The 26,507-nt window shown below is 43.0% G+C and carries 10 protein-coding genes and 1 pseudogene; 10 read left to right on the plus strand and 1 reads right to left on the minus strand.

Features of this window, described 5'->3' with window-relative positions:
- Window positions 1-596: 596 nt before the first annotated feature.
- The 10 genes and pseudogenes from BLR32_RS31130 to BLR32_RS31190 all read left to right on the plus strand — a co-directional run bounded on the left by BLR32_RS31130 (window position 597) and on the right by BLR32_RS31190 (window position 24,429).
- Window positions 597-7,190, plus strand: coding sequence for a DUF5977 domain-containing protein (locus BLR32_RS31130; protein WP_089838099.1), 6,594 nt, complete (start codon window positions 597-599; stop codon window positions 7,188-7,190).
- Between the two features lie 23 nt (window positions 7,191-7,213).
- Window positions 7,214-8,833, plus strand: coding sequence for a hypothetical protein (locus BLR32_RS31135; RefSeq protein ID WP_143011654.1), 1,620 nt, complete (start codon window positions 7,214-7,216; stop codon window positions 8,831-8,833).
- Between the two features lie 26 nt (window positions 8,834-8,859).
- Window positions 8,860-17,385 carry an RHS repeat-associated core domain-containing protein gene (locus BLR32_RS31140; RefSeq protein WP_143011655.1) on the plus strand — a complete coding sequence of 2,842 codons (8,526 nt, stop codon included), beginning with the start codon at window positions 8,860-8,862 and terminating at the stop codon, window positions 17,383-17,385.
- A gap of 10 nt (window positions 17,386-17,395) precedes the next feature.
- On the plus strand, window positions 17,396-17,860 hold the full coding sequence (locus BLR32_RS31145) for a hypothetical protein (RefSeq protein WP_089838105.1): 465 nt from the start codon (window positions 17,396-17,398) through the stop codon (window positions 17,858-17,860).
- Between the two features lie 598 nt (window positions 17,861-18,458).
- Entirely contained in the window at window positions 18,459-19,316 is an 858-nt protein-coding gene (locus BLR32_RS34285) for a polymorphic toxin type 44 domain-containing protein (protein WP_218124283.1), read from the plus strand.
- 646 nt (window positions 19,317-19,962) lie between these two features.
- Window positions 19,963-21,183: an esterase/lipase family protein gene (locus tag BLR32_RS31165; protein WP_176842494.1), complete on the plus strand. Its 1,221-nt coding sequence runs from the start codon at window positions 19,963-19,965 to the stop codon at window positions 21,181-21,183.
- A 592-nt stretch (window positions 21,184-21,775) separates the two neighbouring features.
- A pseudogene (locus BLR32_RS34695) lies at window positions 21,776-22,228 on the plus strand (RHS repeat-associated core domain-containing protein); the annotation flags it as partial.
- 17 nt (window positions 22,229-22,245) lie between these two features.
- The gene (locus tag BLR32_RS31175) at window positions 22,246-22,662 is read left to right on the plus strand and encodes a hypothetical protein (RefSeq protein ID WP_089838113.1); all 417 of its coding nucleotides are present in this window, start codon (window positions 22,246-22,248) and stop codon (window positions 22,660-22,662) included.
- Window positions 22,659-23,207 (plus strand): hypothetical protein, encoded by a 549-nt coding sequence (locus tag BLR32_RS31180; RefSeq protein WP_089838115.1) that lies wholly within the window; start codon window positions 22,659-22,661, stop codon window positions 23,205-23,207. Before BLR32_RS31175 ends, BLR32_RS31180 begins: the two co-directional genes overlap by 4 nt.
- A gap of 484 nt (window positions 23,208-23,691) precedes the next feature.
- A complete protein-coding gene (locus BLR32_RS31190) occupies window positions 23,692-24,429 on the plus strand; it encodes a hypothetical protein (RefSeq protein ID WP_089838118.1) in 738 nt (245 codons plus the stop codon).
- An 856-nt stretch (window positions 24,430-25,285) separates the two neighbouring features.
- On the opposite strand, the gene BLR32_RS31195 is transcribed toward BLR32_RS31190, so the two are convergent.
- Entirely contained in the window at window positions 25,286-26,464 is a 1,179-nt protein-coding gene (locus BLR32_RS31195) for an IPT/TIG domain-containing protein (protein WP_089838120.1), read from the minus strand.
- Window positions 26,465-26,507 lie beyond the last annotated feature (43 nt).

Consider the following 26,507-nt stretch of genomic DNA (forward strand, 5'->3'; position numbering starts at 1 on the left):
TATTAAAGATACAAAATATTAGCTGATTTCCGAGAGAGATTATTTTCACCCTTGCCTAAACGATGATTTGAGATAAAACATCGACAAAAAAGTTTGAAATATTATTTTAAGAATGTAAGTTTGCTGCTACTGAGCTTGCTGGAGAGCCTATACCGTTCAGTAAGACCATAGTTATAAATACATTTGTTGCCCTTCTGAATGTCCAGGATCGAGAGGACCTTGTAAACGTTAAGACGCGCAAATGTTCGTAAGTGCAATTTTTAAGTCAGTTTAAAAGTCAGCTAAAAAGAATCGTAATCCTTATTAATCTATGAATTGGTATTCCTAAAGGACTTATTGGTACCAGTTGTTGTTTGCCCTGTGCTGTTGCTTTGCAGCACGATATTGTGCTTTGTGCAGTCTTGAGATAAGGGAGCTATAGAGGGTGTTTATTGCATTATTACTTATTCCTGCTTTGGAGGCGGGATGGGGTGCTATGCCTTTGTCAGCTATCAGCAAAAACTGTTTGTCCCGGCTTCCTGGCCGATAGTAAATCTATTGTGGTCATCCCGAAGGACTACACGATCAACTAAAATAACATTTCAAATATATCCCTGATGATACTGGAAATTAGTGAAAAGAGAAAGAGGGTAGTAGCCTACCTTTTTCTTACGCTGCTTTATTTTGAAACAATAATCCCATCCTATGCCTTAGGCAATCTAAGAACGCCCGTTTATGCAACGAGTGTGAAAAAGGCGCCTGCCGGGAATAAGGTGGCGCTATCACTTATGCCAAAAGCATCTGCTGTTTCAACAAGAGGCAGCAAAGATGTTAAGGCTAAAGCATTTATAGGTGGTCCTACCCAGCCGGAGATGCAACAATTTGCCTCAGTCAACGGCGCCAATATGGTTGACCTTTTTACAGGTGATTTCTCCTATTCTATTCCCCTGCTGGATGTAGGAGGTTATCCGATTGCTATTGGGTATAACAGTGGCGTTTCTATGGACCAGGAAGCCAGTTGGGTAGGCCTTGGCTGGAATATTAATCCGGGAACTATTACACGCAATATGCGTGGATTACCGGATGATTTTGAAGGTACGCAGGATACAGTGCAGAAAATAACCAGTATCAAGCCTAATAAGACATTTGGAGGTTCCATAGGTGCAACCGTGGAATTAGTAGGTTTCCCCCTGACTAAAAGCGCCAGCGATTCGGGTGGTCTTAGTGTTCAGGGCTCTATAGGGTTGTTCTACAACAATTATAAAGGGATAGGTATTGAAAGTAGTGCGAGTGCAGGCATCAATGCAGGATCGGCGAGTATGGGCACTTTATCAGGTAGCCTGTCTATGACCAACAACTCGCAGGAAGGCGCCTCAATCGGAACCTCAATAGATTATAACCTGCGGTATAAGTACGAACAGGATAAAGGAGGATTTGGAGGCAGTATAGCCGTCGGTTCTACCTATAGTTCGCGCTCCGGTTTAAAGGCATTACAACTTTCTGCAGGCTTGCAGCAGTATGCCTACTCCAAAAAAAATGAAAGATATACTCCAAGAGATGTTGTGGACGGATCGGCGAATCTTTCTTTTGCATATCCTACTTACACACCCGGCATTTCTCTGCCTTATACCAGTTACTCATTCAGCTTTACCGCAAAGCTAGGCTCGGCAACTAAGGTGTTGCACCCTAACTGGTTTCTGAGTGCGTACTACTCTACACAGGAAATCAAAAGTGCTGACCGTAGCCTGGCATTGCCTGCCTATGGTTATCTGAATTATCAGAAAGCTGGCTCCAATGCTGCCGTGTTACTGGACTTTAACCGGGAAAAGGAAATGCCCTACCGGGAGAAACCGGAAGTACCGAATATCGCGATGCCTGCTTACACCTATGATGTTTTCGGTATGACGGGTGAAGGTACCGGTGGAAGTTTCAGGGCTTATCGCGGTGATGTAGGATATGTGTTTGATCACCAGATGCGGACAAAAGATGCTTCTGGTGGAGCAAGTATTGATTTGGGTGGAGGAGATCTGACCCATATGGGAGCTGATCTTCATCTCAACAGGGCGTCTACAGTATCCGGTCCCTGGATAGAAGAGAATCCACTTGCTACTAACGTGGCTTTCAGGAAATCAGATAAGTTTTTCGAAGCAGCTTATTTCCGGAATCCCGGTGAGATGACAATTAATGATACCGCCTTCTTCAGGAATATCGGTGGCGATGATGTGGTGGCGGTTAACCTGTACCAACCCGGTATCAGCAGCAGTGAATTACGTACTACCAATATCCTCAATCGTTATAAGAATCAGCGTTTTGTAGGTAAACAAGTCGTAACTCCAAAGAATACGCTTAGAAATAACCGTGATAAGAGAACGCAGGTAATCTCTTATCTCACAGCCGAAGAAGCTGATCGCGGTGGTTTGTCAAAGTATATTGATAATTATAAGGAAAATAGCTATGGGATTGATTTGTGCGGAATAGCCCCTCCCGATGATACCGCACATGGCCTGAAGGGGGATTATTACTCCGGTAAAGGGTTCGAACAATTTCTGTTTAGCAGAATTGATCCTCAGATTGATTTCAAAAATAAAGATGCTTTCAATGCCAACCGGCCTGCAGGTGTGGCTCCCTTGAATGAATCATTCACTGTCCGTTGGACAGGCAGAGTAAAAGCACCGGTTACAGGTACTTACACCTTCTATGTTGGTTCCGATGATGGTGACCGGTTTTACCTGAATGACACAATGGTGATCGATGTATGGAGAGACGACCATCCCTATAGCATGGAAAAAACAACGGTCAACCTGGTAGCCGGCGAAACGTATGATCTGAAACTTGAACTCATGCAGGGAAAAAGAGCTGCAGTGATGAGGCTTTTCTGGCAATACGGAGGACTGCCGGCAATGATCATTCCACGGGAGAATTTGTATCAGCCGGCTCAGGATACTTTCACGGTAGCCGGTTTGCCTGTGTCGAAAGAAAACAGGATCAATGATTTCCGTAAAAAGAATCATATCTCAGAGATCGACGTGTTAAACAAGGATGGTAGAAGATATGTGTACGGTATACCTGTATATAATCTTCAACAGAAAGAGGCAACTTTTGCGGTAGATAAATCACGCGCTACTGTAGCACAAGGAGTAGTAGGATATACGCCGGGCGCGGATAATACTGTAGACAATCAGAATGGGATCGATCATTACTTCAGTAGTGAACGGGTGCCTGCATATGCACACTCCTTCCTGCTGACCGGTGTTCTTTCGCCTGACTACCAGGATCTCAAAGGTGATGGTATCACACCTGATGATCCCGGAGACGCTATTAAGTTTAACTACACTAAAACAGCTGGTATTAAGAATCCTTATGAATGGCGTATTCCGGCCGGTAGTGATAGCGCCAGTTATAACGAAGGACTGAAAACAGACAGTCGGGACGACAAAGGAAACTATGTATATGGTCAGAAAGAGTTGTGGTACCTGAACTCGATCGAGTCCAAGAACATGATCGCTACTTTCAAAGTAAGCAAACGTGATGACCTGGCTGCAATAGATGAAAATGGCGTCAGACTACCAGACCAGCATGCGCGTAAACTGGACGAGATCAACCTGTATACTAAGGCTGACTTTAAAGCACATGGTACAGCGGCGAGGCCAATCAAGACAGTCCACTTTGACTATAGTTATGAGCTTTGTCCGGGTGCTAACAAGCCGCTGAATAATAATGGCAAGCTGACATTAAAAAAGATATGGTTTACATATAACGGAAATGACACTACAGGGCGAAGCAATCGCAACCCTTATGTCTTTTATTATAACAGTAAGAATCCAGGTTATAGTCCTAAAGCTAACGACCGTTGGGGTAATTATAAAGACCCATTACAGAACCCCGGATCTTCCGCAGGGAATGTACTGACAAATGCAGACTATCCATATGCGCTGCAGGACAGTACGCTTGCCGCGCAGAATGTTGCTGCATGGACTTTGGATTCTATCATACTTCCGTCAGGTGGTCGTATGAAGGTCACCTATGAAAGTGATGACTATGCATATGTACAGAATAAACGTGCAGCGCAGATGTACCAGATAGCAGGTTTCTCTGCCGGACAACCATCTAAGCTAAGCGATCTGAGTGCTGATCTGTATGGGGTAGTAGATTATATGTACGTGGGAATAAATGTGCCTTATGCAGTAAGCAGCAACGAGGAGGTATATGACAGGTATCTGCAGAACATGGATAAACTGTATTTCCGCCTGTTTGTAGAGATGCCGGGGGATAAGTTCGGCAAGGGGCGCGAGTATGTACCTTGTTATGCCACGCTCGACCCGGGGCAGTTTGGGTTTATTAACGGAGGAAATACAATCTGGGTGAGAATGAAAGCCATCGACCCCGCTGCAAAGATGAACACGTCGAGAAGTGTGTATAGTCCGCTGGCGCAGTCGGCCATTCAGTTCCTGAAATTAAACCTTCCTTCCAAGGCTTATCCTGGGTCCGATGTAGGAGACGACTTAGGTCCGGTAGATGCTATAAAAGTCCTGATGTCGCAGGTGGATAATGTGAACAACATGCTATTGACATTCGAAACAGCGACAAGAATCAAGAAATGGGCGCGTAATGTTGATCTGACCCGCAGCTACGCCCGTTTGAATAATCCTTATTATAAAAAATATGGTGGCGGATTGCGTGTGAAGAAAGTAGTCATTTATGACTATTGGAATAAGATGACGAAACAGAAAGAGTCCGTCTACGGTCAGGAATATCAATACACCACTACCCGTAATGTCAATGGGAAAAAAGAAGTGATCAGTAGTGGTGTGGCATCTTATGAACCTATCATCGGTGGAGAGGAAAATCCATGGAAGGTACCGGTGGAGTATAATCTGCAGGTATCCACATTAACGCCCGTTGACAGGGGATATACTGAACTGCCGTTTGGAGAAGGCTTTTTCCCGGCACCTTCAGTAGGCTATAGCAAAGTACGTGTAAGAACGATCCATGCTGATAAAACCCGCTCTGCAAATGGATATGAAGAGACTTGCTTCTATACGGGATATGACTTCCCGACATTAACAGATGTGAGCAATCTGGGAGATAATAAGAAGCGATTCAAACCGCTGTTGTCAAACTTATTGCATATCAATGCCCGTAACTTCCTGGCTTTAAGTCAGGGCTTTAAAGTAGAGCTGAATGATATGACAGGTAAGATCAGGTCACAGGCGTCTTACCCTGAAACAGATCCTGATAAAGCGCTTACTTACGCAGAGTATTTCTATAAAGTGGATGATGAGAAAGCGCTATACAAACATCTGAATAATACGGTAAGTGTTATTTCTCCGCAAGGGAATATCGATACGGCTGCAACTATTGGTAAAGACATAGAGCTGATGATGGATATGAGAGAGCAGCGTTCTGTTACTAATAGCAACAACTTAAATATTAATGCTGACCTGTTCACTTTTTCCTTCCCGCCATTATTCCTGATTCCAATGGCCTTAAATCTGATACAGCGTGAAGAGACGAAGTTCCGGTCTGTAGCAGCAACGAAGATTGTAAGCAGGCATGGCATCCTGGATAGTATTATTGCTATTGATAAAGGCAGCAGGGTTACTACCCGCAACCTCCTATATGACGGCGAAACAGGGGATGTATTATTGACAAGTACACAGAACGAGTTCAATGACCCCATCTATAATTTCAGCTTCCCTGTTGGCTGGGCATACGATGGCATGAGTGGTGCATATAAGAACATCGGCCTGGTGATGAATAATATTAAGATGAGCAATGGACGGATTGTGGAAGGCCTGAGCAATGATACCACCCATTATTTTGCCGCCGGCGATGAACTGTTGATACATTCTTATCAAAGAGTAGTAGGAACAGCATGTGATCCTAAGCTGGCTACGTTTCCTTCATCGGCCTTTATCTATGCAGTAGATGCAAATGCAGTAAGCGGAGGAAACCCGGATATCTATTTCGTTGACAGGGATGGCGTACCATTTTCCGGAGATAGCATCTCTTTGAAGATCGTACGTTCAGGACGGCGTAACATAGCAGCTGCGGTTGGTAGTGTAACCAGCCTGACTAATCCGCTCAGAACTATAGCAGGAAAGAAAGTCCTGGTATTGGATAGTACCAGCAATGTAGTGGCTGCTTCGGCAGTAGCTTACAACCAGTTCTGGAAGGTTGTTGATAAGAAAAAACCACAACAATCTAATGTGTGTCTGACTGTACCATACAGTCAGTATGTAGGAGAAAATGGTGACGGGGGTATAAAGTATTATGGTAACCAGGCGCAGTCAAGAACAATCAGAAAGAATGATTGTGGTACTGGTATACAGGGCACGAATGTAACCTATACTGTACCTGCCAACAGGTATTCTTCCACTATCAGTGTAGCAGATGCGAATGCAATGGCATCTGCCGAGATAGATAGTGTAGGGCAGATCTATGCTAATATTAATGGAAGCTGTGGTTATTCCTATAAAAACAGGGCAGATAGTGTGACGATTCGACATACCAACTGTGATTCGGCCGCTATTCCATTGCCATACACTTACAAGGTTGCTGCGGGAACTTTTACTTCTACGATCAGCCAGGAAGATGCTGACGAGCTGGCGAAACAACGTCTGAGAGATAGTGCAGAGATAAGTGCCAGTGTTAATGGACGCTGTTACTATAGCAATGACACTACAGGCTTACTGGTCTATCCGGTTTGTGATTCCGGAAGAGTTCCTACCGGTGTATATTATGCTATACCTGCAAATGTTGATACGTCAATGATCAGCAAGGCTGCTGCTAATGATAAAGCGCGGGCAAGATTTGCATTGGCAGCACAGATGTATGCAAATGCTTATGGAAGCTGTGGCGCCCTACCGATATATGCGACTATTGAGCATGTGAGGGTGTCTACTACACAAACAGAGGTCTATGAAAAGCTGTTCATTACTTTCTATTCGGAAGAGAATCTCATTACTGAGGCAAATGCTTCAAATCTGGCAGTGACGTATAAAATAACACATGTAGACTGCAAATACAACCAGATTTTATCTGAAGAAACAATTACCGAGGTATGTAGTGGGCAACGAAAGATAATTACCCATGTTGGAGGAGATTTAATATTCCGCCAGGATGAAAATAGCTGTGACCGATGGATTTACGAGGTGCTTCCCGGACCAGGATATATTCCGGTCAACCCTCCACAGGAACCATTACCATAAGCCGATTTAAAATGAAACTCTTTATGAAAATATATAGCCGGTTATTACTAATTACGCTGATGTCATTGAGTATGACTTCTGGCTTAAAAGGCCAGGTAACTTCCGCTACGTGTGAGTCGCTGAAGCCGCTATTCGACTACCTGATCACCTCACAAAGGTTATTCACAAAAGCATCAGATGGTATGACCTTAGCTGCTATCCTGGAAGATGCAAGAGATGCAGGATACAGTGTCTCGTATACACAGAGTGCGATCCTCTCCCGCAATATAAACGGCGCCTTCTATGCTAAGACACAGGCAACCAATGCTGCTGTTTATCAGGCACAGATAGGCGATTGTATAGTATCACTAAGGGCCGTCAGCGGTAACGTAGCTTTCTATAATCTGCGGAGTGATGCATGTGGTACTGATGGAACAGTCACTTATCATCTGAATGGCGGTTCCACATTAGTTGCCCGTTTGCAGGTGGATTCCTGTGCGACTTGTACTATGGTGACCACCAGCGCTTGTTTTAGTACCATAACAGGAGGTGCTGTGAATCCATATTTATATGGATTGGCAGGAAATTGGCGACCATCCAGTTCATACGTCTACTACAGTGACCGGAGTGAAACATCCCTGACTGAAGATGTATCCTTACGCAGGGCAGGCACTATCCGTAGTTTTTCTTCCTTCTGGAAGTTTGACAGCAATACCCTTAAAATGGTGAACGATACAACGAAGTGGGTCTGGAACAGTCAGCTGACTTTGGTGAACCGTAAAGGGGCTGAATTGGAAAACAAAGATCCCCTGGGACGTTATAATGCCGGTTTGTATGGTTATGATGATGCATTGCCGGTAGCAGTAGCCCAGAACGCCAGATACAGGGAGATTGCCTATGAAGGATTTGAAGATTATGATTTTGGAGGAAATCCCTGCGATGCAGCATGCGCTGTACCAAGAAGCTTCGACTTCTCTTTTTACAGAACCAAGTTTGACACGACCGAGCAACATACGGGAAAGTTCAGTCTGCGGGTGGATACAAGTGCCGGTATCACCGCTGGAATAACAGGTACAGCAGATGGCGGATTTGGTCTTGCATTTAACAAAGGCCAGACAAGCTGCGATACTTCTATCTATGGCCTGGCTTCTATAAGTACTGATACCAGCGCACTATTACCTTCTTTTTCTCCTATAGCAGGTAAGACGATTGTAGTGAGTGCCTGGGTAAAGGAATCCCAGGACTGCCAGGGTACTGCCTATGCGGGTAACAGGTTCGCTATACTGATAAAACAACCGGGCGATAGCAGCACTATCATCGCTCAGCCTAAGGGGGCTATTATTGAAGGATGGCAGCGTTACGAAGAAGTGGTGTCTGTGCCGGAAGATGCTACCTCCATATCCATCGTTATGCAGGCGATAGCAGGGCATGCAGTATACTTTGACGATATCAGGATACATCCTTACAATGCCAATATGAAGTCGTACGTATACAACCCTTCAGATCTGCGCCTGATGGCAGAACTGGATGAGAACAACTACGCGACCTTTTATGAATATGATGATGATGGTACACTCATTCGCCTGAAGAAAGAAACGGAACGGGGTGTTAAAACCATTACCGAAACGAGGAGTGCACTTTTAAAAGAAAACACTGACAGATGAGACCATTTTTATTATCCCTGAATCATATGAAATCTTTGGTACTGGCCTGCCTGTTGCTGATGATGGCCATTGCTGGTCAGGCACAGTCTATGATCTCACTGAAGCAGACACTGAGCGGCAGCAGAGGACAGATAGCCAAAGACTCTGTTGCTACAGTAACAGATAGCCTGTATTTCAATCCGGCGATACTCAATTCGCTGGATACACCTTATAAAGTGCGGAACATCATCACGTTTAAGATCAACGAGTATGTGGCTATAAATTTACCTCCTACATTCACTGCCGATGTTGCTATCAGGATCATTTACACAAGACCTGATCTTCAACTGGATTCTGTGGACAGGACTTTATCTATCAACTATGTAGATACCAGTACTTACAGAAGCAAAAGCAGCTTTGTGTTTAATAATGCGCACCAGGTAACGGTACGCGTGCTCAGCCTGACTACGACGGGCACTACAGACTTTAAACCTGCTTTAGCGCTTGACAATGAAATGCAGGTATACCCGGTATATAAACTATCCTGCACGGATAATGCGGTGAAAAGTTTCACATCCATTCAGCTTTCCGAATTTAACGATGCCGATGAACTTATGGTTAGCTGGCCAACCGTGATTGGTGCGGATGTCTATGACCTTGAGTGGGCCTATATCGATTCAAGTGCATTAAGGGTAAACAGATACGGAAACCCTATCAATACGGCACTGATATTTAAGAATAATGCCTCCCGTGTAACAGTCCGCGGAGGTAGCTATAATATTCCATTACTGTATGATCAGGAAGGTGCGCTTTATTGCAGGGTAAGAGCGGTGCAGGAAAGAGAGCATAATGTACGTATAGAGACCGCATGGAGTTCAGCTTTCCCCGGCGGACTAGGTAGTTACTCATATGGCGGTCACCAGGTAGCGCTGAACTGGCAGGCAACTACCAGCTTTGCAGAAGAAGGTAAACGTAAATCTGTTGTGCAGTATTATGATGGTAGTCTGAGAAGCCGGCAAACAGTAACAAAGGACAATTCGACCAATACTACGATCGTAGGGGAGACTTTCTATGATTATCAGGGTAGACCTACGATACAGGTGATGCCTTCGCCTACTTTAAGTGGTATCATCAAATATTCACCAGGATTCAATACAGGGATTAATAGTCCGGAGTACGACAAGGGCCAGTATGATACATTACCTTCTCCTGCGAACTTCCTGACGGCGAGTGCCAAACCGATGTCAACCGCCAGTGGTGCTAACCAGTATTATTCTCCGAATAATCCTGATACATCAGATTTTAACAAGTTCATTCCTGATGCGGAAGGATACGCTTTCACAGAGACTGTGTATACCCAGGATAACACAGGAAGGATCAGTCGCCAGGGTGGCGTAGGACCAGTATTCAGAATCGGCAGCAATCATGAAACGGAATACTACTATGGTTCTCCGGGAGTAAACGACCTGGATGCTCTCTTCGGTACAGATGCAGGCGATAGGACGCACTATTTTAAGAACATGGTCCAGGATGCGAACGGACAGTATGCTGTAAGCTATGTCGATATGCATGGCCGTACGGTAGCTACTGCGCTCGCCGGCAGACCGGATAGCGCTAGTCTGTCTGACTTATCTTCTTATAGTGAGCAGAGTGTTACCGATACCTTGTCTACTAGGAATAGTAATATCATCAAGGACCTGACATTGGAAAACAGGCAGAGTCAGCTGGTGGCGATAGATGGTGACTACACTTTTAATTATCAGCTGAAGGCGCCTGCAATTAAACTGAACGGTTGCCAGGGACAGATATGCTTCAATGGTCTTTATGATCTTGAGATAAAGATTACTGATGATGCTTACAACCAACGTTTAGGAGGTAAGCCTTTTGATACGGTATTCCACAACTATAACCTGGATAGTATAAAGGCTGATTGCAGTATTCAACCGAGGGATTTCAATGTCAGCTTTACAGTACACCTGCTTAAAGGTAATTATGAGATCACCAAGCAGCTAACCATTAACCGTGAAGCACTGGAATACTACAGGGATAGCATTTTTCTGAAGCAGAATACCTGCATCACCCTCGATCAGTTTATCCAGCAGCAACGTTCATTACTGGCGACTGCGCAATGTGTACCTGATTGTAAATCCTGCCGGGATAGCATTGGTACCTGGGCACAGTTCTGGGCTAAATATCCGGCGTTGATAGGGCAAGCGGTGGGAGATTCCGCCCTGTACAAGGCACAGGCATTATCTGACTATAATGAAGCTGTTGAGAACTGTGATGCTTTATGTAACAGCACCAGTGACGCTACAGATATCCGCAAAGCGATGCTGCTGGATGTGACCGCACCTTCAGGACAGTATGCCAATCCGGATGATAGTACAAACATTTATTCCATATTCTATCACAAGGATCTGGGTTACCTTCCTCCATACAGGCGTGATACCGTTTACTATATGAATGAGGCAGGTTTGCCTGATATGGTATATGATGACGAAGTACAGGCATATGTCAAACCGCAGCAGTTATCACCTAAAGCATTTGCCGCTAAGTTTAAGGATTCCTGGGCAGAGGCATTGCTAAAGTTCCATCCGGAGTATTATAAATACCTGGCCTTCCTGAAGCACAAGCCTAGCTATGACTGGGACAGGAAGATGGAGGCTGTTGATGATTATGTAACAGCGAGGGACAGTGGTTATCTGAATCCTGTAGCGGACACGAATTTTATTTTCACAGCGGTGCAGGCAAACAAAGACCCGCTGGCGGCAGAAAATTCTCTATGGAATACAAGACTCAGCCAGATCCTGACCAGCTACAATAACCAGATAGCACCGGGTAGTAACCTCTCTCTCTGGAGTGTAGCAACTCTCAGTGTAAAATGTAAGGACGCAGTAAAGGATTGTTTCGACACCTATAGCACACCTGCAATGGCATTCAATGAGTCGTTATTATGTACAGGCGACCTTGATATGGCATGGAGAAGCTTCCGTCAGTCATATCTGGCGGCCAAGCATAATCTGCTGGATGCCGATATCTATAACGTCGGCGCTCCTGCAGGATATGCTATGGTGACTGCTGAGCAGCTGATTGCTATCGGGAAATATCCCCGTTTCAATACAGCAGCAGCTGCTTTATCGCAGAATGGTTTAGGCTATCTGAGTACTAACAAGACACAGAAAGAGTTAACAGACTCGCTGAATAAAGCGCTTGACACAGCATACGCGCAGAACTGTAATGCCTATGTGTCAACCTGGATGCAGCAGTTGGCTCCCTGTAAGTATGACTCTACTGCCTGGAAGCAGATCAAAATAAAACTGCTTGAGGTTTGTAAACAGGGATCGGATGTAGACCATCCGCTTGGCTCCAGCTCTGTAAAGCCATCCAGCAGTTATAAATACAAGAGTTTCCAGGATGTGTTGAATGAATACAACGCAGCTAATCATATTGATAGTCCGTGGACATGCAACGCTTATCTGATCACGGCTCCTGCTCCATATGACAAGCAGCCTGCTTATGGAGATAAGAAAACGTATACTGGGCCGACGGATTGCGAGTGTAACCAGTTACGCACTTTACAGACAGAGTACAATGTCCGTAAGAACAGCAGTGACTCCACATTAGCAAGCTATCTGAACCGGACGAGAGGTACAGCACTTTTACAGTCGGATCTCCAGGTATTACTGGATGCATGTAGTGCATCAGGCGGTAGCTGTACTTATCTGTCTCAGCCAGTGGAAATCCCTGTGTTGATGCAATGTAATGTTGCACCGGCGTGTGTTTCCTGCACTGAAGTAAAACAGGCATACGACGCCTTTAAGGCTAAGTTCCCGGGTGTTACACCGATGGAGCAGGAGACTGATTCTCTGCAGCAGTTGAAGAATCAGCTGTTCGCTGCTTATATGAATAATCGTCTTGGATTTGGTAAGCAGGCATGGGAATACCTTGTATTTATGGATACCTGTGCGCTGTATACAACTAAGGATAGTACAGTTTGTAAAACTGGTAATAAGCTTTATCATACTTATGAGGAATGGCTGGGGAGGAGCGTAGTTATCGCTGATATAGTCAGTACACCGGATAATGGTTATCTCCTGGCGGGCTCCCTGAAGGGAATGGTAGATACTACTTCGGACAGTACTATTTATACATCAAGGGTTAGTGATACTTCTAATTTATCTGTGGGACCCGTAACGCCCGTAGTGCAGCGGGATAGTCTCGCTCTCCTGCTGAAAGTGAACCAGTATGGGGACGTGCAATGGGCAAAACATTATGGCTTCGGCTCTGATAACTACTTTACTAAGGTAAGAACAACCAGGGAAGGAGGATATGTAGCCATCGGCTCGGTGCAAAGTGTAGGACGTGACAGTTCTGCGGTGCTTATCGTGAAGACTAACGGATCCGGAAGTGTGCAATGGAGCCGGAAAATTGGATTAAGTACGGCGAATGGTGAGACCGGATGGGACATTATCCAGACAAGCGATGGCGGCTATGCTTTTGCCGGAAGGACGAACACTAACTACGTAGACAGTACTGGCGACTGGTTAGTAGGTGCAATAGATGCCAACGGATATGGCAGGTGGCTGAAACAACTGGGTAATGGTAGCATTGATGAGGTGTATTCAATGTTCGAGGACCATGACACATTGGTAGTGTTAGGTAGCACATTCCTGGTACATAGCGGTGGGTGGCGTGACTATGACGTTGTGATCGCTAAATTGAATAAGAATACGGGTGTTACGAGCAAAACATTCAGGTATGACTTTGGAAGTGCGCCGGGAACAAATAATAACTATCCGAATATTGTTCAGAAGACGACTTATGGGTTCCTGTTCAATGTTACAAACGGCGTCGGGAAATCGGCGAGAAGTGGCATTGTTGGTGTTACTAATAATGGAGATATCCTTACTTCCCGTCAGTTGTCGAGCCCATTGGACACAATTATTGCCCAGGGAATGCCGATGATTGGATCTGCTAATGGTATTCTTGCGATACAGAACGTACTTACCCAGCCTAAGAACATATTTGCATTTAATAAGATCAATACTGATACTACACTTGCCTGGTCTGATCTGATAAGATTAGATAGTTCGTCTTTTCTGAATGATGTGCTGGAAAGACCTGATGGTGGGTATGTTGCAGGAGGAACCTACGGTACACGCGGATTACTTGTATATACGCCGGTTTCCGGAAGGCTGACCTGCGGTAAGTCTACGCTGAACAGTACCTTTACCACGCTTAGGGGAACGCCCAACAAGAATAGTCCGATGGGTATAGACATGGCGAGAAATATAGATAGCGCTTTATTGCCTGTTACTATTCAGCCTGTTGATCTTTCGATATATGAAGTGGGGATTGGCTGTTATGATAGTGACAGCTGTTATAAGATTCGTGGAGGCCCTTTATTATGTGGCAATTCAAATGCGATATTCCGTGGCTATACTGACAGCACAAACAATTGTTCCGATAATGAATACTTTGCAGTCAGCAAGGGAACGGAGCTCTATAATGCATACGTAGATTCGCTGAAAACAAGTTTTGGTAATACCTATGCTGACAGTTGTATGCAGGCCGGTCAGAAGGAAGCCTATACCCTGACATACAATATCAGCGAATACCATTACACCTTATATTATTATGATCAGGCAGGAAACCTTGTTAAGACTGTTCCTCCCGCTGGTGTAGTGGTGGATCGTTCGGCCTCCTGGGCCAGTCGTGTAAGAGCGGCGAGAGCAGCCGGAACTGACCTGACGCCAGCGCATACCATGGTAACCAAATACCGGTACAATACGTTGAACCAGGTAGTTGCACAGCGTACGCCTGATGCCGGCGATAGTAAGTTCTGGTACGATAGGCTAGGCAGATTAGCGGTTTCCCAAAATGCAAAACAACAACCTTTAGCAGCGTACAGCTATACCCAATATGATCCATTAGGGCGAATTACAGAAGTTGGGGAGATTTCCAGCAGTACTGCGATGGATAATGCGTTGAGCAGAAGTCCGGGCAGCCTGGCTGGATGGTTTACAAACTCGGCCAATAGCCGTACGCAGATCACTGTGACGACTTATGACATTGCTAATAGTTTCATTGCTGGCTACTTATCACCTGTAAACTTACGCAACAGGGTGGCCTGGACAGCGTTATATGATTCCGCACCTGAGCAGATTGCCGGTGGTTATGCAGCTGCTACTTTCTATAGTTATGACATTCATGGAAATGTTGATACCCTGTTACAGGATTACAAGAAGGGTAGTATGGCAGCTGCCAGCAATCGGTTCAAGAAGATTGTATACAGGTATGATCTCATCAGTGGTAAGGTAAATCATGTGGCATATCAGCCAGGAATGCCGGATGCTTTTTATCATCGTTACAGCTATGATGCAGAAAACCGCCTGACGAATGTTGAGACCAGCAGTGATAGTGTGTATTGGGAGAATGATGCGTTTTACCAGTACTATAAGCATGGGCCGTTGGCGCGTGCTGTGATTGGGCAGCAACAGGTGCAGGGGATGGATTATGCTTATACATTACAGGGCTGGTTAAAAGGTGTCAATAGTACCGCTGTAGGTACTGGGTTTGATATGGGGCATGATGGAAGTGGTACCGGCAGAGACGTCTTTGGATTTGCCTTGCATTATTATGGTGATAGGGATTATAAGCCCCTGAGTCAAGGATTGAATCCTTTTGCTCCGGTGGGTAATACAGGGTTTAAACCACTGTTTAATGGGAATATAGGCGCTATTAGTCAGTCTATTCCTTCATTGGGTACTCCACTGCAGTATGCATATAATTATGACGTTTTGAACCGTCTGAAGGGCATGCAGGTGAGTAGGGGGCTGGATTCTCTTGCTAACAAATGGACGCCGGTAAATCTGCCTGATTTTAAAGAGGATATTAGTTATGATCCAAATGGTAATATCCTGAATTATAACAGGGCGGGCAATAATACCTTCGCCGGTAAGCAGCTGCCAATGGATAGTCTTACCTATAAGTATACAGATGGAACGAATAGGCTTTCTTATGTGCAGGATGCAGTATCTTCTTCTAAATACGATGTTGATATTGATAACCAATTGAAAGATAACTATCAATATGATGGTATCGGTAATTTGATTAGGGATTCAGTTGCTGGTATAACAGCTATCGACTGGACTGTGTATGGAAAGATCAAAAGCATCAACAAGAACGGTACGCTCATTAATTACACCTACGATGTAGCTGGTAACCGCATCAGCAAAAGTGTGAATGGTGTTGAAACCTGGTATGTAAGAGATGCTACCGGGAATGTGATGGCTGTTTATGAGAACGGAAATCCTGGCGTTAACGGCGGCAAATTGTCAAGGTCTGAAACACATCTCTATGGTTCCAGCCGTTTAGGCGTTAATTCATTGGTTACCAATTTGGAGGATGCACAGCCATCTACAGCGGTAAATTTACCGGGGTTAGATTCAGGTATAAATATTAATTTCATACGAGGTAATAAGGTCTTTGAATTAAGTAACCATTTGGGGAATGTACTGGCGACTGTGAGTGATAAGAGGAGGCTGCAAAGTGGGTCGTGGTTTAAGGCGGATGTTAGGTCGGCGCAGGAGTATTATCCGTTTGGGATGATGATGGTGGGGAGGAGTTTTAATGCGGGAGGTTATCGCTATGGGTTTAATGGGAAGGAGAATGATAATGAGGTGAAGGGCGAGGGGAATCAGCAGGATTATGGGATGCGGGTGTATGATCCGAGGTTAGGGAAGTTTTTAAGTGTGGATCCGTTGACGAAACAGTACCCATGGTACACACCATATCAATTTGCAGGTAATAAACCGATATGGGCAATTGATCTCGATGGCGCTGAAGAGGATTTTCCAGGTTCGCCTGGATATATGGGTACGAAAATTGGACGTGAGACAGCTTTCGGAATAAAGAAAGGTTTTAGAAACGCCCAGTTATTTGTACGGCAGTTATTCGGCGATATTAAAGAAGGTCAGAAAATAAGGGCCGTAATAGTAAGAGATGACTATGATTTGCCCTATAAATTGGAGGACGTCGATGTTAGCGAGAGAACTACCTCTGAAAAGATATGGGCTACCGTAGATGACGTTGTTTCTATAGCGTCTGTTTATACTGGTAGATCTATAGCTCCAGGTGCTGCTCCAATGATGGCCCAAGCTAAAGGTATGGCAGGATGGGCAAAGGGTGTACTTAAGATGTCAGACGGTTTTTTTCACACTCGCACTGGTTTAAAACTAGGACAAGGTAGCGTTCATCTTAATCGGTTTACTCACTATTTAGCTCACGCGGTTGATGATCTTACAAAAATGAAACATGGAGTTTTTCAGTTAGGCAAAAATGAAACTGTAGTTGGCTTGCTAGATGATGCATGGAAAATGGTGAAAGAAGGCGCAAAAAATGTGACGTCTTCGGTTGGGACAAATGGAAATATTAGTTACGTGGTTGATATGGGACGAAAAATTGGTTATGAAGGCGGTTACCTAGGAACAAAAGCAGCCTTAAATAAAGTTCAAATTGTAATAAAAAAGGGTACAGTCGATGAGCTTGTGACTGGCTTTCCTGTAAAATAGTATATATAGAATGATTAAAATTTTTTTTAATTCTAAGTTAGATGAACGCCATAAGGATATAGCGGTTCAAATACCGGTATTAGGGATAGATGCATATGTGGATTCATATTATCTGTCAATCGATAATTTTTTCATGCCTGGCGACGAAAGCCCTACAAAGATTAGCAATTGTTTAAGGCATATGATCGATTGTTGGCTAGATAGTTGTGAATTAGCCACTGTTGGTGATGTGTTGTATTTTGCGTATGACTTTTCAGATCAATATATTGGTCTGCTAAAAGTTTATTTGGAAAATCCAGCTACCATAGTATTAAGTGGAGGGTATACTACAGCATTTTTGGGTTGCGATACAAGTCCTTATGAAATGCCTTTATTGTCATTGAAGGAAGATGAATTTGAAATTTTAACAAATGAATTTAAAATGGAAAGAGAGGCATTCATTATACAAATGAAAAATATTCTCGAAATCCAATAGGATTAAAGTGGTTAATCTGTTTTATAATATTAAATAAAGATGCCCGGTGATCACCGGGCATCTTTATTTAAGTATCGCTTGTAATTTAGATTTGGCGAGGAAAGCACCTAGTAGGGAATAAGGGGTTAGCCTATGCTGGCCCCTTGTTATTTATGATATGATCGGCATGTCTAGCTTTCGCATCTCTGAGAAACATATCCAGGAGTTTAAAAGCATCGACTCTATCTTGGTCATTGCATATAATCCGAAGAAACCTCCCGTGACACTGCAATCTGCGCAGCAATCTTAATAGATGATTCTATTTCATCTCATTCATATCTTCACAATTGCGGCGACATGTATTCCTACCTTTTTAGCTATCCCCTATTGGGATAGTTTTTTATTTTTCCTCATCTCAGTATGCCTTTTTGCAGATAGTAATTTCCTCTATATGTGTAGTGAAAAAAATACTTAAGATGTGCTGCAGAATGAAATAATCGATAGCATAAATCTAGGACATGACCAAGGCATCCACTAGCCCACCGATATTGTATCATTTTTCTTGCAGTCGAAAGAAAAAACTATATCTTGGAGATAGTTCTTTAAGTAAAAGTGTGCGGTGCTGGTGGTCTATCGGAGTTTTAGTGTCGGTGGTTATCGCTATGGGTTTAATGGACAAGAGAGGTCAGACGAGATCAGAGGCGAGGGAAATAGCTATACAGCGCAGTTTTGGGAGTATGAGCCGAAAATTGGTAGGAGGTGGAATTTAGACCCCAGGCCTAAGATTGGGGAGAGCTCATATTTTACTTTTTCCGGTAATCCAATACTTTTGGCCGATCCCCGGGGAGATACAGTAATCGTAAATAGTTTTGGAGCTATAATTTCTAATGATGATATTGGAACCGCTGTATATGTGCACCATTATACTGATAATACAAATAGATTTATCGGTAATTTAGGAGGGACCATTGATGCAAATGAGATTATGGGCAATCTGCTAGATAAAAATGTGAAAGATATGAGGAGTATGATGAAGATACCGGGATATGGTCCTTATATGTATTATCGTCGTGTTAAGAATAGAGGTGAATGGGATTATAAATCAAATAAGCGTTACATCTATGCTCTTGCAAATCGGTTCGATAGGGGTAATGAGTCGCCAACGAGATTTAAATATGATGAGTATCTTTTAACAGCAGCTGAATTCGGAAATTTCCATTTTGGAGTACTCGGATTAGCTACTCAATTTTTTTCAAAACCGACTTTATTAGAAATGGCGGGAAGGGCACAAATGCAAGCAGGAACGTCCGATCCATCCTGGCAAAAGTATAAGGTTGTAGAGCATATTGCTGGAAATGACCGTTATTATGAAAAAGTATTACAAGCTCCTTATGGTGATGACCCAGAGGATCAAAGATCGATCTATAAAGGGTTTCAGCTCTATATGAGAAAATATAGAGATAGTGAGAATTATTAATTCATTAATGCGTTTATGATGAAAGTTAATTTGCCTTCATTTTGTCTGGCATGGGGTCTAGCCTTCTATTGTAGCTGCAATACTGTCGATCGGAGAACTGTATTACATATTCCGATCAAAGAAAAAGGAGTTGTAATTAATGTAGATTATGTAGCTGTAGGAGCAACTTCTAAAGATGTAATGCAAATTATTAGATTTTCGTCAGATGGGAAATCAGAGGTATTGAAAAATCTAGAAGTTTACGATACCATCTTAAGCTATAATCTTAGAGACGATACCACTTTGAGCCTAATATTTTGTGACACGGTATTTATGTCCAGACCACAAAAATTGGATACTATCAACGTGAGAATTAATTAAAGAGTGGAAAGAGCAAGACATAAATAACGATGCCCAAGCTATGAGTCGGACATTGTTATTTACATCTTTTTTTATTGAATAGCTTTAAGTTCATATTGTTGATAATGTGAAGAAGATGTGATTTAATCTGACTGTTGGGGTAATATCTTGAGCAGCTGACGTAAATCGTTCGGCTGCTCTTTTTGATGATAGGTAAATAGCATCTGAGGACCAGTTATTTTGGTATAAGTACACTTCATTTGAATGTTTATGATGGTGTGTATGCACGCCTAATGGCATAGGGAGTTTGAATGTTTACCGTTATGGGTTTAATGGGAAGGAGAATGATAACGAGGTGAAGGGAGAGGGGAGTCAGCAGGATTATGGGATGAGAGTATATGATCCGAGAGTGGGGAAGTTTTTGAGTGTGGATCCGTTGACCAAATCCTATCCTGAATTGACGCCCTATCAGTTTGCTTCAAATACTCCCATTCAAGCTATTGATTTAGATGGCGCGGAAGCCTTTTTTGTTCATGGAACAGAGTCATCGGCTAAAAGATGGACTGAATCAAATATGGCAAAACGGGGAGTACAAACTTTACTTAGATTAACAAACAATAAGTATTATAATGTAGGGTTTAACTGGGGGTCTATCGTTTACAACGATTATGGAATAAGAGCGGAAGCTGCGAAACAGTTAGCAACTTATGTTTTGAGAAATAGGGTAAAGGGAGAAGAAATAACATTGATAGGCCATAGTCACGGAGGAAATGTTGCCATTCAAGCAGCGAAGATTATTTATGAAGGAACGGGTATTAAAGTAAATATTATAACTATTGGTACTCCTGCATATAATAAAAAAGGTGGAGTAGAGAATCCGGAGACTAACAAAAAATACATTAATGACCATATTGCTTTATGGAATACTGTTGATGGAGTTTCTGGAGGAATGGCAGGGGATGACTATTTCAAAACATCTTCAATTACTACAAACGTCGAGATTGATGTAAGTAAATATTTTGATTCCGGAGAGACGGTTGATGCTCATTCATTTGACGTGCTTGCACCTGAGTCAATTGAAAATGCCATTAAGGCAGGAAAGGTCAGAAAGCTGAAACCTGCAGCATTAAAGGCAAATGTTGAGGTTATGGCTCCCAAAGGAACTACGACCAACTTAACGGTTAAATCGGAAAAAAACAGCAAAAAAAATAAAGAAATGGTAAAATATGCTTATTGGGTATTAGTCTGTTGGACAGTAATTTTCATTTTACTATTTGTTTCTGGATTTATAACGTTCGGCCATGGAATAGGAGATATTATCTATGCGTTTTATGTAGTGGTATTTTTTATTCTTATTTCCATACTACGATATAAAGTTCTGAAAGGAAGAATGAATTTAATAATAGAGTACTTTTTTTTTGGTGTGATTGCATTGTTTATTGGGTATATCACATTGGAGTTTACATTGCTCCGAGGGCCAGAATATGCATGGAACGGTAGATTTTTTTATCATGATGCAACGAACTAGCATTTTCGTGTGTGTTATTATGTCCACAGAATGAAGGCAGTAATTAATTCTTCAGGAATTAGATTGGCGATTAGCTCGTGGGCTTCCGAGTGATCATGCTTTTCTTGGAAATTATAATTTAAGATGCTATACTGTGAATCTATTGAAATGAAGTTATAAATAGTTTAATAATAAATCCCCTGGTGTGTAAAGCCAGGGGGATTCATTATTGAATAGCTTTAAGGTGATTGCATCGAGGAAGTAAAAGATGCACCTTTTATACTAGAAAGTCTTATTGTAGGTCGTTTAACATCTTATCTAGTAAATATAGCCCCCCGGATGGCCCCTTAATAGGCATAAGCTTGTTTAGTTTTAACATCCCTGATAAAAAGCAGAAATAACGTGTAATAGCGCTGCTTTATCATCCGCAGGCAGTGTCTCAGCCTCTTTAAAGTATATAATTACTTCAGCATCATGTCTACCCACGTAGTGTTATTTTTTTTTTTCAGCTGAAAGAGCAGTGAAAGGAAAAACTATACCTTAGGGCCAGTTCTTTGAGTGTGCAGAGCAGTTATTGGGGTAAAGTTGCGTAGGAAGTTATCGTTATGGGTTTAATGGGAAGGAGAATGATAATAATGAGGTGAAGGGCGAGGGGAACCAGCAGGATTATGGGATACGGGTATATGATCCGAGGTTGGGGAAGTTTTTGAGTGTGGACCCTATCACTGCGAAATATCCAGAGTTGACACCGTATCAATTTGCAAGTAATAGAGTTATAGATGGTATTGATTTAGATGGACTAGAGCATTTGAGATATGATGAACTTAAAGAAGCCATTAAATCACATCCTCTTCGGCTGGAGAACGGGAGCAAAATTTCTAATCCGTTTCTTAGAGGTCTGTACAATACTGCAAAAGTTCTAGCGCCCTTAAGGCCATTGGATGACAAGGATCCTCAAACGGCAGGGGAGGTTGTAGAGAACCTTAAAGAGTTGCCAACTAATTTGTCGAAGATTCCCTCATCACTTAAAAAATTATATACAGAGGGCACTCTAGATCAAAAATAGAGGGAACAACTACCATAGTGTTAACAACAGCAGCCTTAATTAAGGGGAGGGGTACAGGAGTTAATATTGAAGGGTTGACATTAAAAGGGCTGAGTCTGAATTGGACATGGAAAAGCGTCAAAACGTTTGGTCATATCTTTACTCAACATGGAGCTCAGTTAAAGATCCCCCAGCTGGCAGACCGAGCAAGATCTTTTGGAGTAGCTATTGGTCAATGGACCAACAATGAAAAGGCTGCTGAATTTATAAAAGGCATTTATGATACATTGAAAGACGGTGAGAATATAGTTGATATACTTGCTGGTCTTGGCCAAGTAGTTAATGCAGATCAATCGATTATATCAACTACTAAAGCTATTATTGTAAAAAATGCAGAGGGTGCAACTAATGCCTTAAAGACAGGATACCCTATTGTAGAAAAAGTAATAAGATGAGTAATAAAGGACTAGAGATTTTAATTGAGCCTCAATGGGCGTTACAAGGTACAAAATACAGTGAAGCCGAATTTGAGTCTGATTTTGATTTAGATAGTGTTTCTGCTGTTTTTTATGTTATGTCAAATGTATTATATGGTAATGGTGTATGTTTTGAATTGAGAATTAGTGGGAGAGAATATAAAACATTATCAGCTGAATTGGTTATCTTCTTAGAAGAGTTATTGGGTCTTATTGAATTTACTAATAGGAATGAAGTATCTAAGCATAGTTTAGATTTTTATGAGCAAGGAGCAAATTATTCTTTAAAGTTTGAAAAGGCAAATGATGGGTTGTACGTATTAGAATTTATAGATAGAAGTAATCCGTCTGAGTTAGTGAAGTCGGAAGGGCTATTACTAGATTTGAACTTTTTGTTGTATACTTTTTATTGCCGATTTATTTTTTTGGCAAATAAGTTCTGTCCTGAGATGAGCCAAAATGAGCTTTATCTTGAATGGAAAATAAATGTTTCCAGAATGTTTAAAATGGAGGAATCAATTTAAGCATTGGTGACTCAATAGATACATTATCTTCACATGAAAAAAAAGACAATAAAGAAACTCTTCACCATAACAACCCTCTTCTTCACCCCGATTTTTATATCAGCCGTAAACGCCTATTCGTTTCTGGACGAAATACCCTTCTACTACGATTTTTTCGCCTTAGCCCTTATCTACTGCTCACTATTTTATCTAGCCGCCTGCCTCTTCTTCAAAAAGAAGAAATTTTCGCTGTTCATGTATTTGTTAACCATAGGCTCAATACAACTGCTTGCCGGTATCATTTTATTCATTTGTTTCTACGGATATGCCTTCCCAGGTTACGAAACGAAGTATATCCATTATGATTATTTACCCTACATACTAGACTAAAAAAGCAGCCCAATTATCCACATCACCACTCCATACCTGTGGATAATCTCCACCGTCCAACCCGCTCTCTCCCAATGAATTATATTAAATTTATAGTGTCACAAAAAAAACGCTGATGGCAAAACAAAACTCACTTTTCCCTTTTACCCGTAAACTGGGTAACGTCATAGGCTACGAGCGCAATGGCAAGTACTACCTGCGTAAGATGCCTGAAATAGTCCGGCAGAATGCTGCCACCCGTTCCGCAGCACAACGCTTCGGTATAGCCAGTAAAAAAGGTGCCCTGATCCGTCACACCTTTTACACAGACCTGGATATCCGTTGCGACGACGGTCATATCAATCGCCTGAACAAGGCATTTATCGCAGCGGGCGACAACAACGCCGCTATAACCGGCTTCCGGTTCAATCAGCACACGGGAATAGACCGCTTCTTTTCTGTAGCCCCTAAGCTTTTCAGAAATGAAACATTGCATATCCCGAAGCAAACGCTGGCCCACCACAAAGACATCACCATCCTGGAAGTAAAAGTAATCGCCGCCCGTATTGACTTCCTGACACGCGAGGTTACCGGCACAGAAACGGCCACAATGACCATCGATCCCCGACAGCCTTTCGAAGGAGCCGACATTGCCCTGAATGTCCCCGGAGAAGGAACCTTAGTGATCACCCTACAGGTAAGAGGCATGTACGGAGATCGCCCTTCCAGCAACCGGCAATACCTGGCAGCCGACATTATCGCTGTGGCAACGCCACCGATACCAGATAACAAGCCGACCTACCCACAGCCAACAGCAACTAGGCAGAACCTTACACGTGCACATACATACCAAACGCTTATTCAACGGGAATAAACACCCCGCCTTCAGCGATTCTTTTGATGAGTAAAGCATCCATTGAATGTAATAACCCAACCCCATACCTTTGAACAGTTGCAGTATAGCTCTGCAGCAGTCTTACCATTGTCTGATACGACCTTCGCACCTCTTCTTATTAAGTTTTACTGTAATTATACACCTGGGGATCAACACCAGATCATCTCCACGTCTCCTTCATGGATACTTCATGTTTACAGCATAGTTTAGACTATTGCAGGGTAGGCATCTACTATATACCTTTGTAATCATGCAGAGTATTAAAAGTATCATAAGTAAATATTTCGATGAGATCTCTATAGAAGAACTGATTGATTGACTAACCACTATACAGTTCTTATCACAACCCCGATGCCGCAATCGGATATGGTCAGAGCGGACGAATCAACACTGAAAGTAGCTTTAGTCAAGGTATTGGCTAAATACGTTGAGGTGAAGGCAAACGCCTGAAGTAATGTAAAAAAAGTAATTTATACAGCCTCGTTTCACTTAATAAGCTAGCCGCATAAACAATAGCAGGAACGCGCAAGTAGCACGCGGTTTCAGATGGGAATGTCGGGCCTTCGGCTCTCCGGTGCCACGACCGATGCCGTCTAATCCATATTCAACGCCTCTATTCGATTGACAAGGCTAAATCGACATTCAGAGAGGCGCCGACCGACATCCCATACTGAAACCGAAGCTACTTAGCGTAAATAAAAAAGGGGGCTGTCTCATAAATAACTTTTACCCAAATTTATTCGGGTACCTAATGGAGAGAATTTCCGTATAAGAAATTCTCAGAGCCATCGAGTTACTTATGAGACAACCCCTTTATATCTACCGAAGAATACACTTATCTCACTACAACTTTCCGGATCTTATTCCCACCCTGCGTATCATAATTATAAGTGCTGATATACAGATCACCATGCTTATCTATCACCAATCCCATCGGACCATTAAAAGACGCATTTAACCCCACTCCATCCACATCTTCAGCATTACCACTCCCCGCAATAACTACCTTCCTTCCCGTAGATTTCTCAATCAGGCGCAGGTTATTATTAACATGATCGGCTTCATAAAGATTGCCTCTACGATCGAGCGCAATCTCCCAGCCGCCATAAGTAGGATCCAGCGGCAGAAAGGTCATCTGGCCATCCGGTGTGATCCTGGCATGTGGATACGCACTCACCCACATAGTGCCGGATTTATCAAAAACAATGTTCTGAGGCGTAGTGAGACCGGATACAATAGTGGTGTCATGGTGGCCTGAAGTATCCATTCGCAAGATAAACCCGTAATTGGTATTGCTTACATACAGGTTATGATCCGGCCCTAATGTAATGCCGGCCATAGGCATTATGCCCTGGTATATCGGCACATTCCTGCCATCCGGTTCTATACGCATCACATGCGTATTAAAGTCTGTAAGATACAGCTGCTTTGAGTGCTGATCCAGCGTGATGTTATAGGGAGAATAAAATTCTACATCGTAAGAAATCGGAATTGTGGATACCATATTACCAGTTATCTTACGCACCAACCTGTTGTAGCAATCAGCCACATATAAAGTACCATCGGCGCTGTCCACGGTAAGGCCCCAGGGACAATTAAAGCTGGCAGCTTCGCCAGCGCCGTCATCTCTGCCTACAGTGCCGGATCCTGCTATAGTCGTAACTGTAGCCCTATAGTTATAGGTAAACGGCTTTGAATAAGAATGATTGTCTACCTGTACAGTCAACTCGCCGGAGCCTGCCATTACGGGTATTACAACCGATACGCTATCCCGGTCAGCTGCAACGATATTTGCCTTTTCGCCATTCAGGGATACAGACACTTTGAGCCCTGATTTCATGACTGGGAAATTCGTTCCGTAAATTTTAACGGTATCGCCGCCACCTGCAGCTTCGGGATAAATTGAGGTGACCGTAACGTACGGATAATTGTCATCATGACTACAGGCTGAAAATAATAAGACGCTACTAACGACATAGAGTAGCGGGGAAAGAGGAAAACAAAATCTTTTCATAGATTCGGGTTCGGGTTAAACGTTTAAAAATATCGGCTAAAGA

Origin of the sequence: Chitinophaga filiformis (genome assembly GCF_900102545.1) — a bacterium.
In the GTDB taxonomy this organism is placed as follows: Bacteria; Bacteroidota; Bacteroidia; order Chitinophagales; family Chitinophagaceae; genus Chitinophaga; species Chitinophaga filiformis.

Coding starts and splice junctions, on each gene's coding strand:
- BLR32_RS31130 (WP_089838099.1), top strand. CDS start 597: ATGATACTGGAAATTAGTGAAAAGAGAAAGAGGGTAGTAGCCTACCTT.
- BLR32_RS31135 (WP_143011654.1), top strand. CDS start 7,214: ATGAAAATATATAGCCGGTTATTACTAATTACGCTGATGTCATTGAGT.
- BLR32_RS31140 (WP_143011655.1), top strand. CDS start 8,860: ATGAAATCTTTGGTACTGGCCTGCCTGTTGCTGATGATGGCCATTGCT.
- BLR32_RS31145 (WP_089838105.1), top strand. CDS start 17,396: ATGATTAAAATTTTTTTTAATTCTAAGTTAGATGAACGCCATAAGGAT.
- BLR32_RS31180 (WP_089838115.1), top strand. CDS start 22,659: ATGAGTAATAAAGGACTAGAGATTTTAATTGAGCCTCAATGGGCGTTA.
- BLR32_RS31190 (WP_089838118.1), top strand. CDS start 23,692: ATGGCAAAACAAAACTCACTTTTCCCTTTTACCCGTAAACTGGGTAAC.
- BLR32_RS31195 (WP_089838120.1), bottom strand. CDS start 26,464: ATGAAAAGATTTTGTTTTCCTCTTTCCCCGCTACTCTATGTCGTTAGT.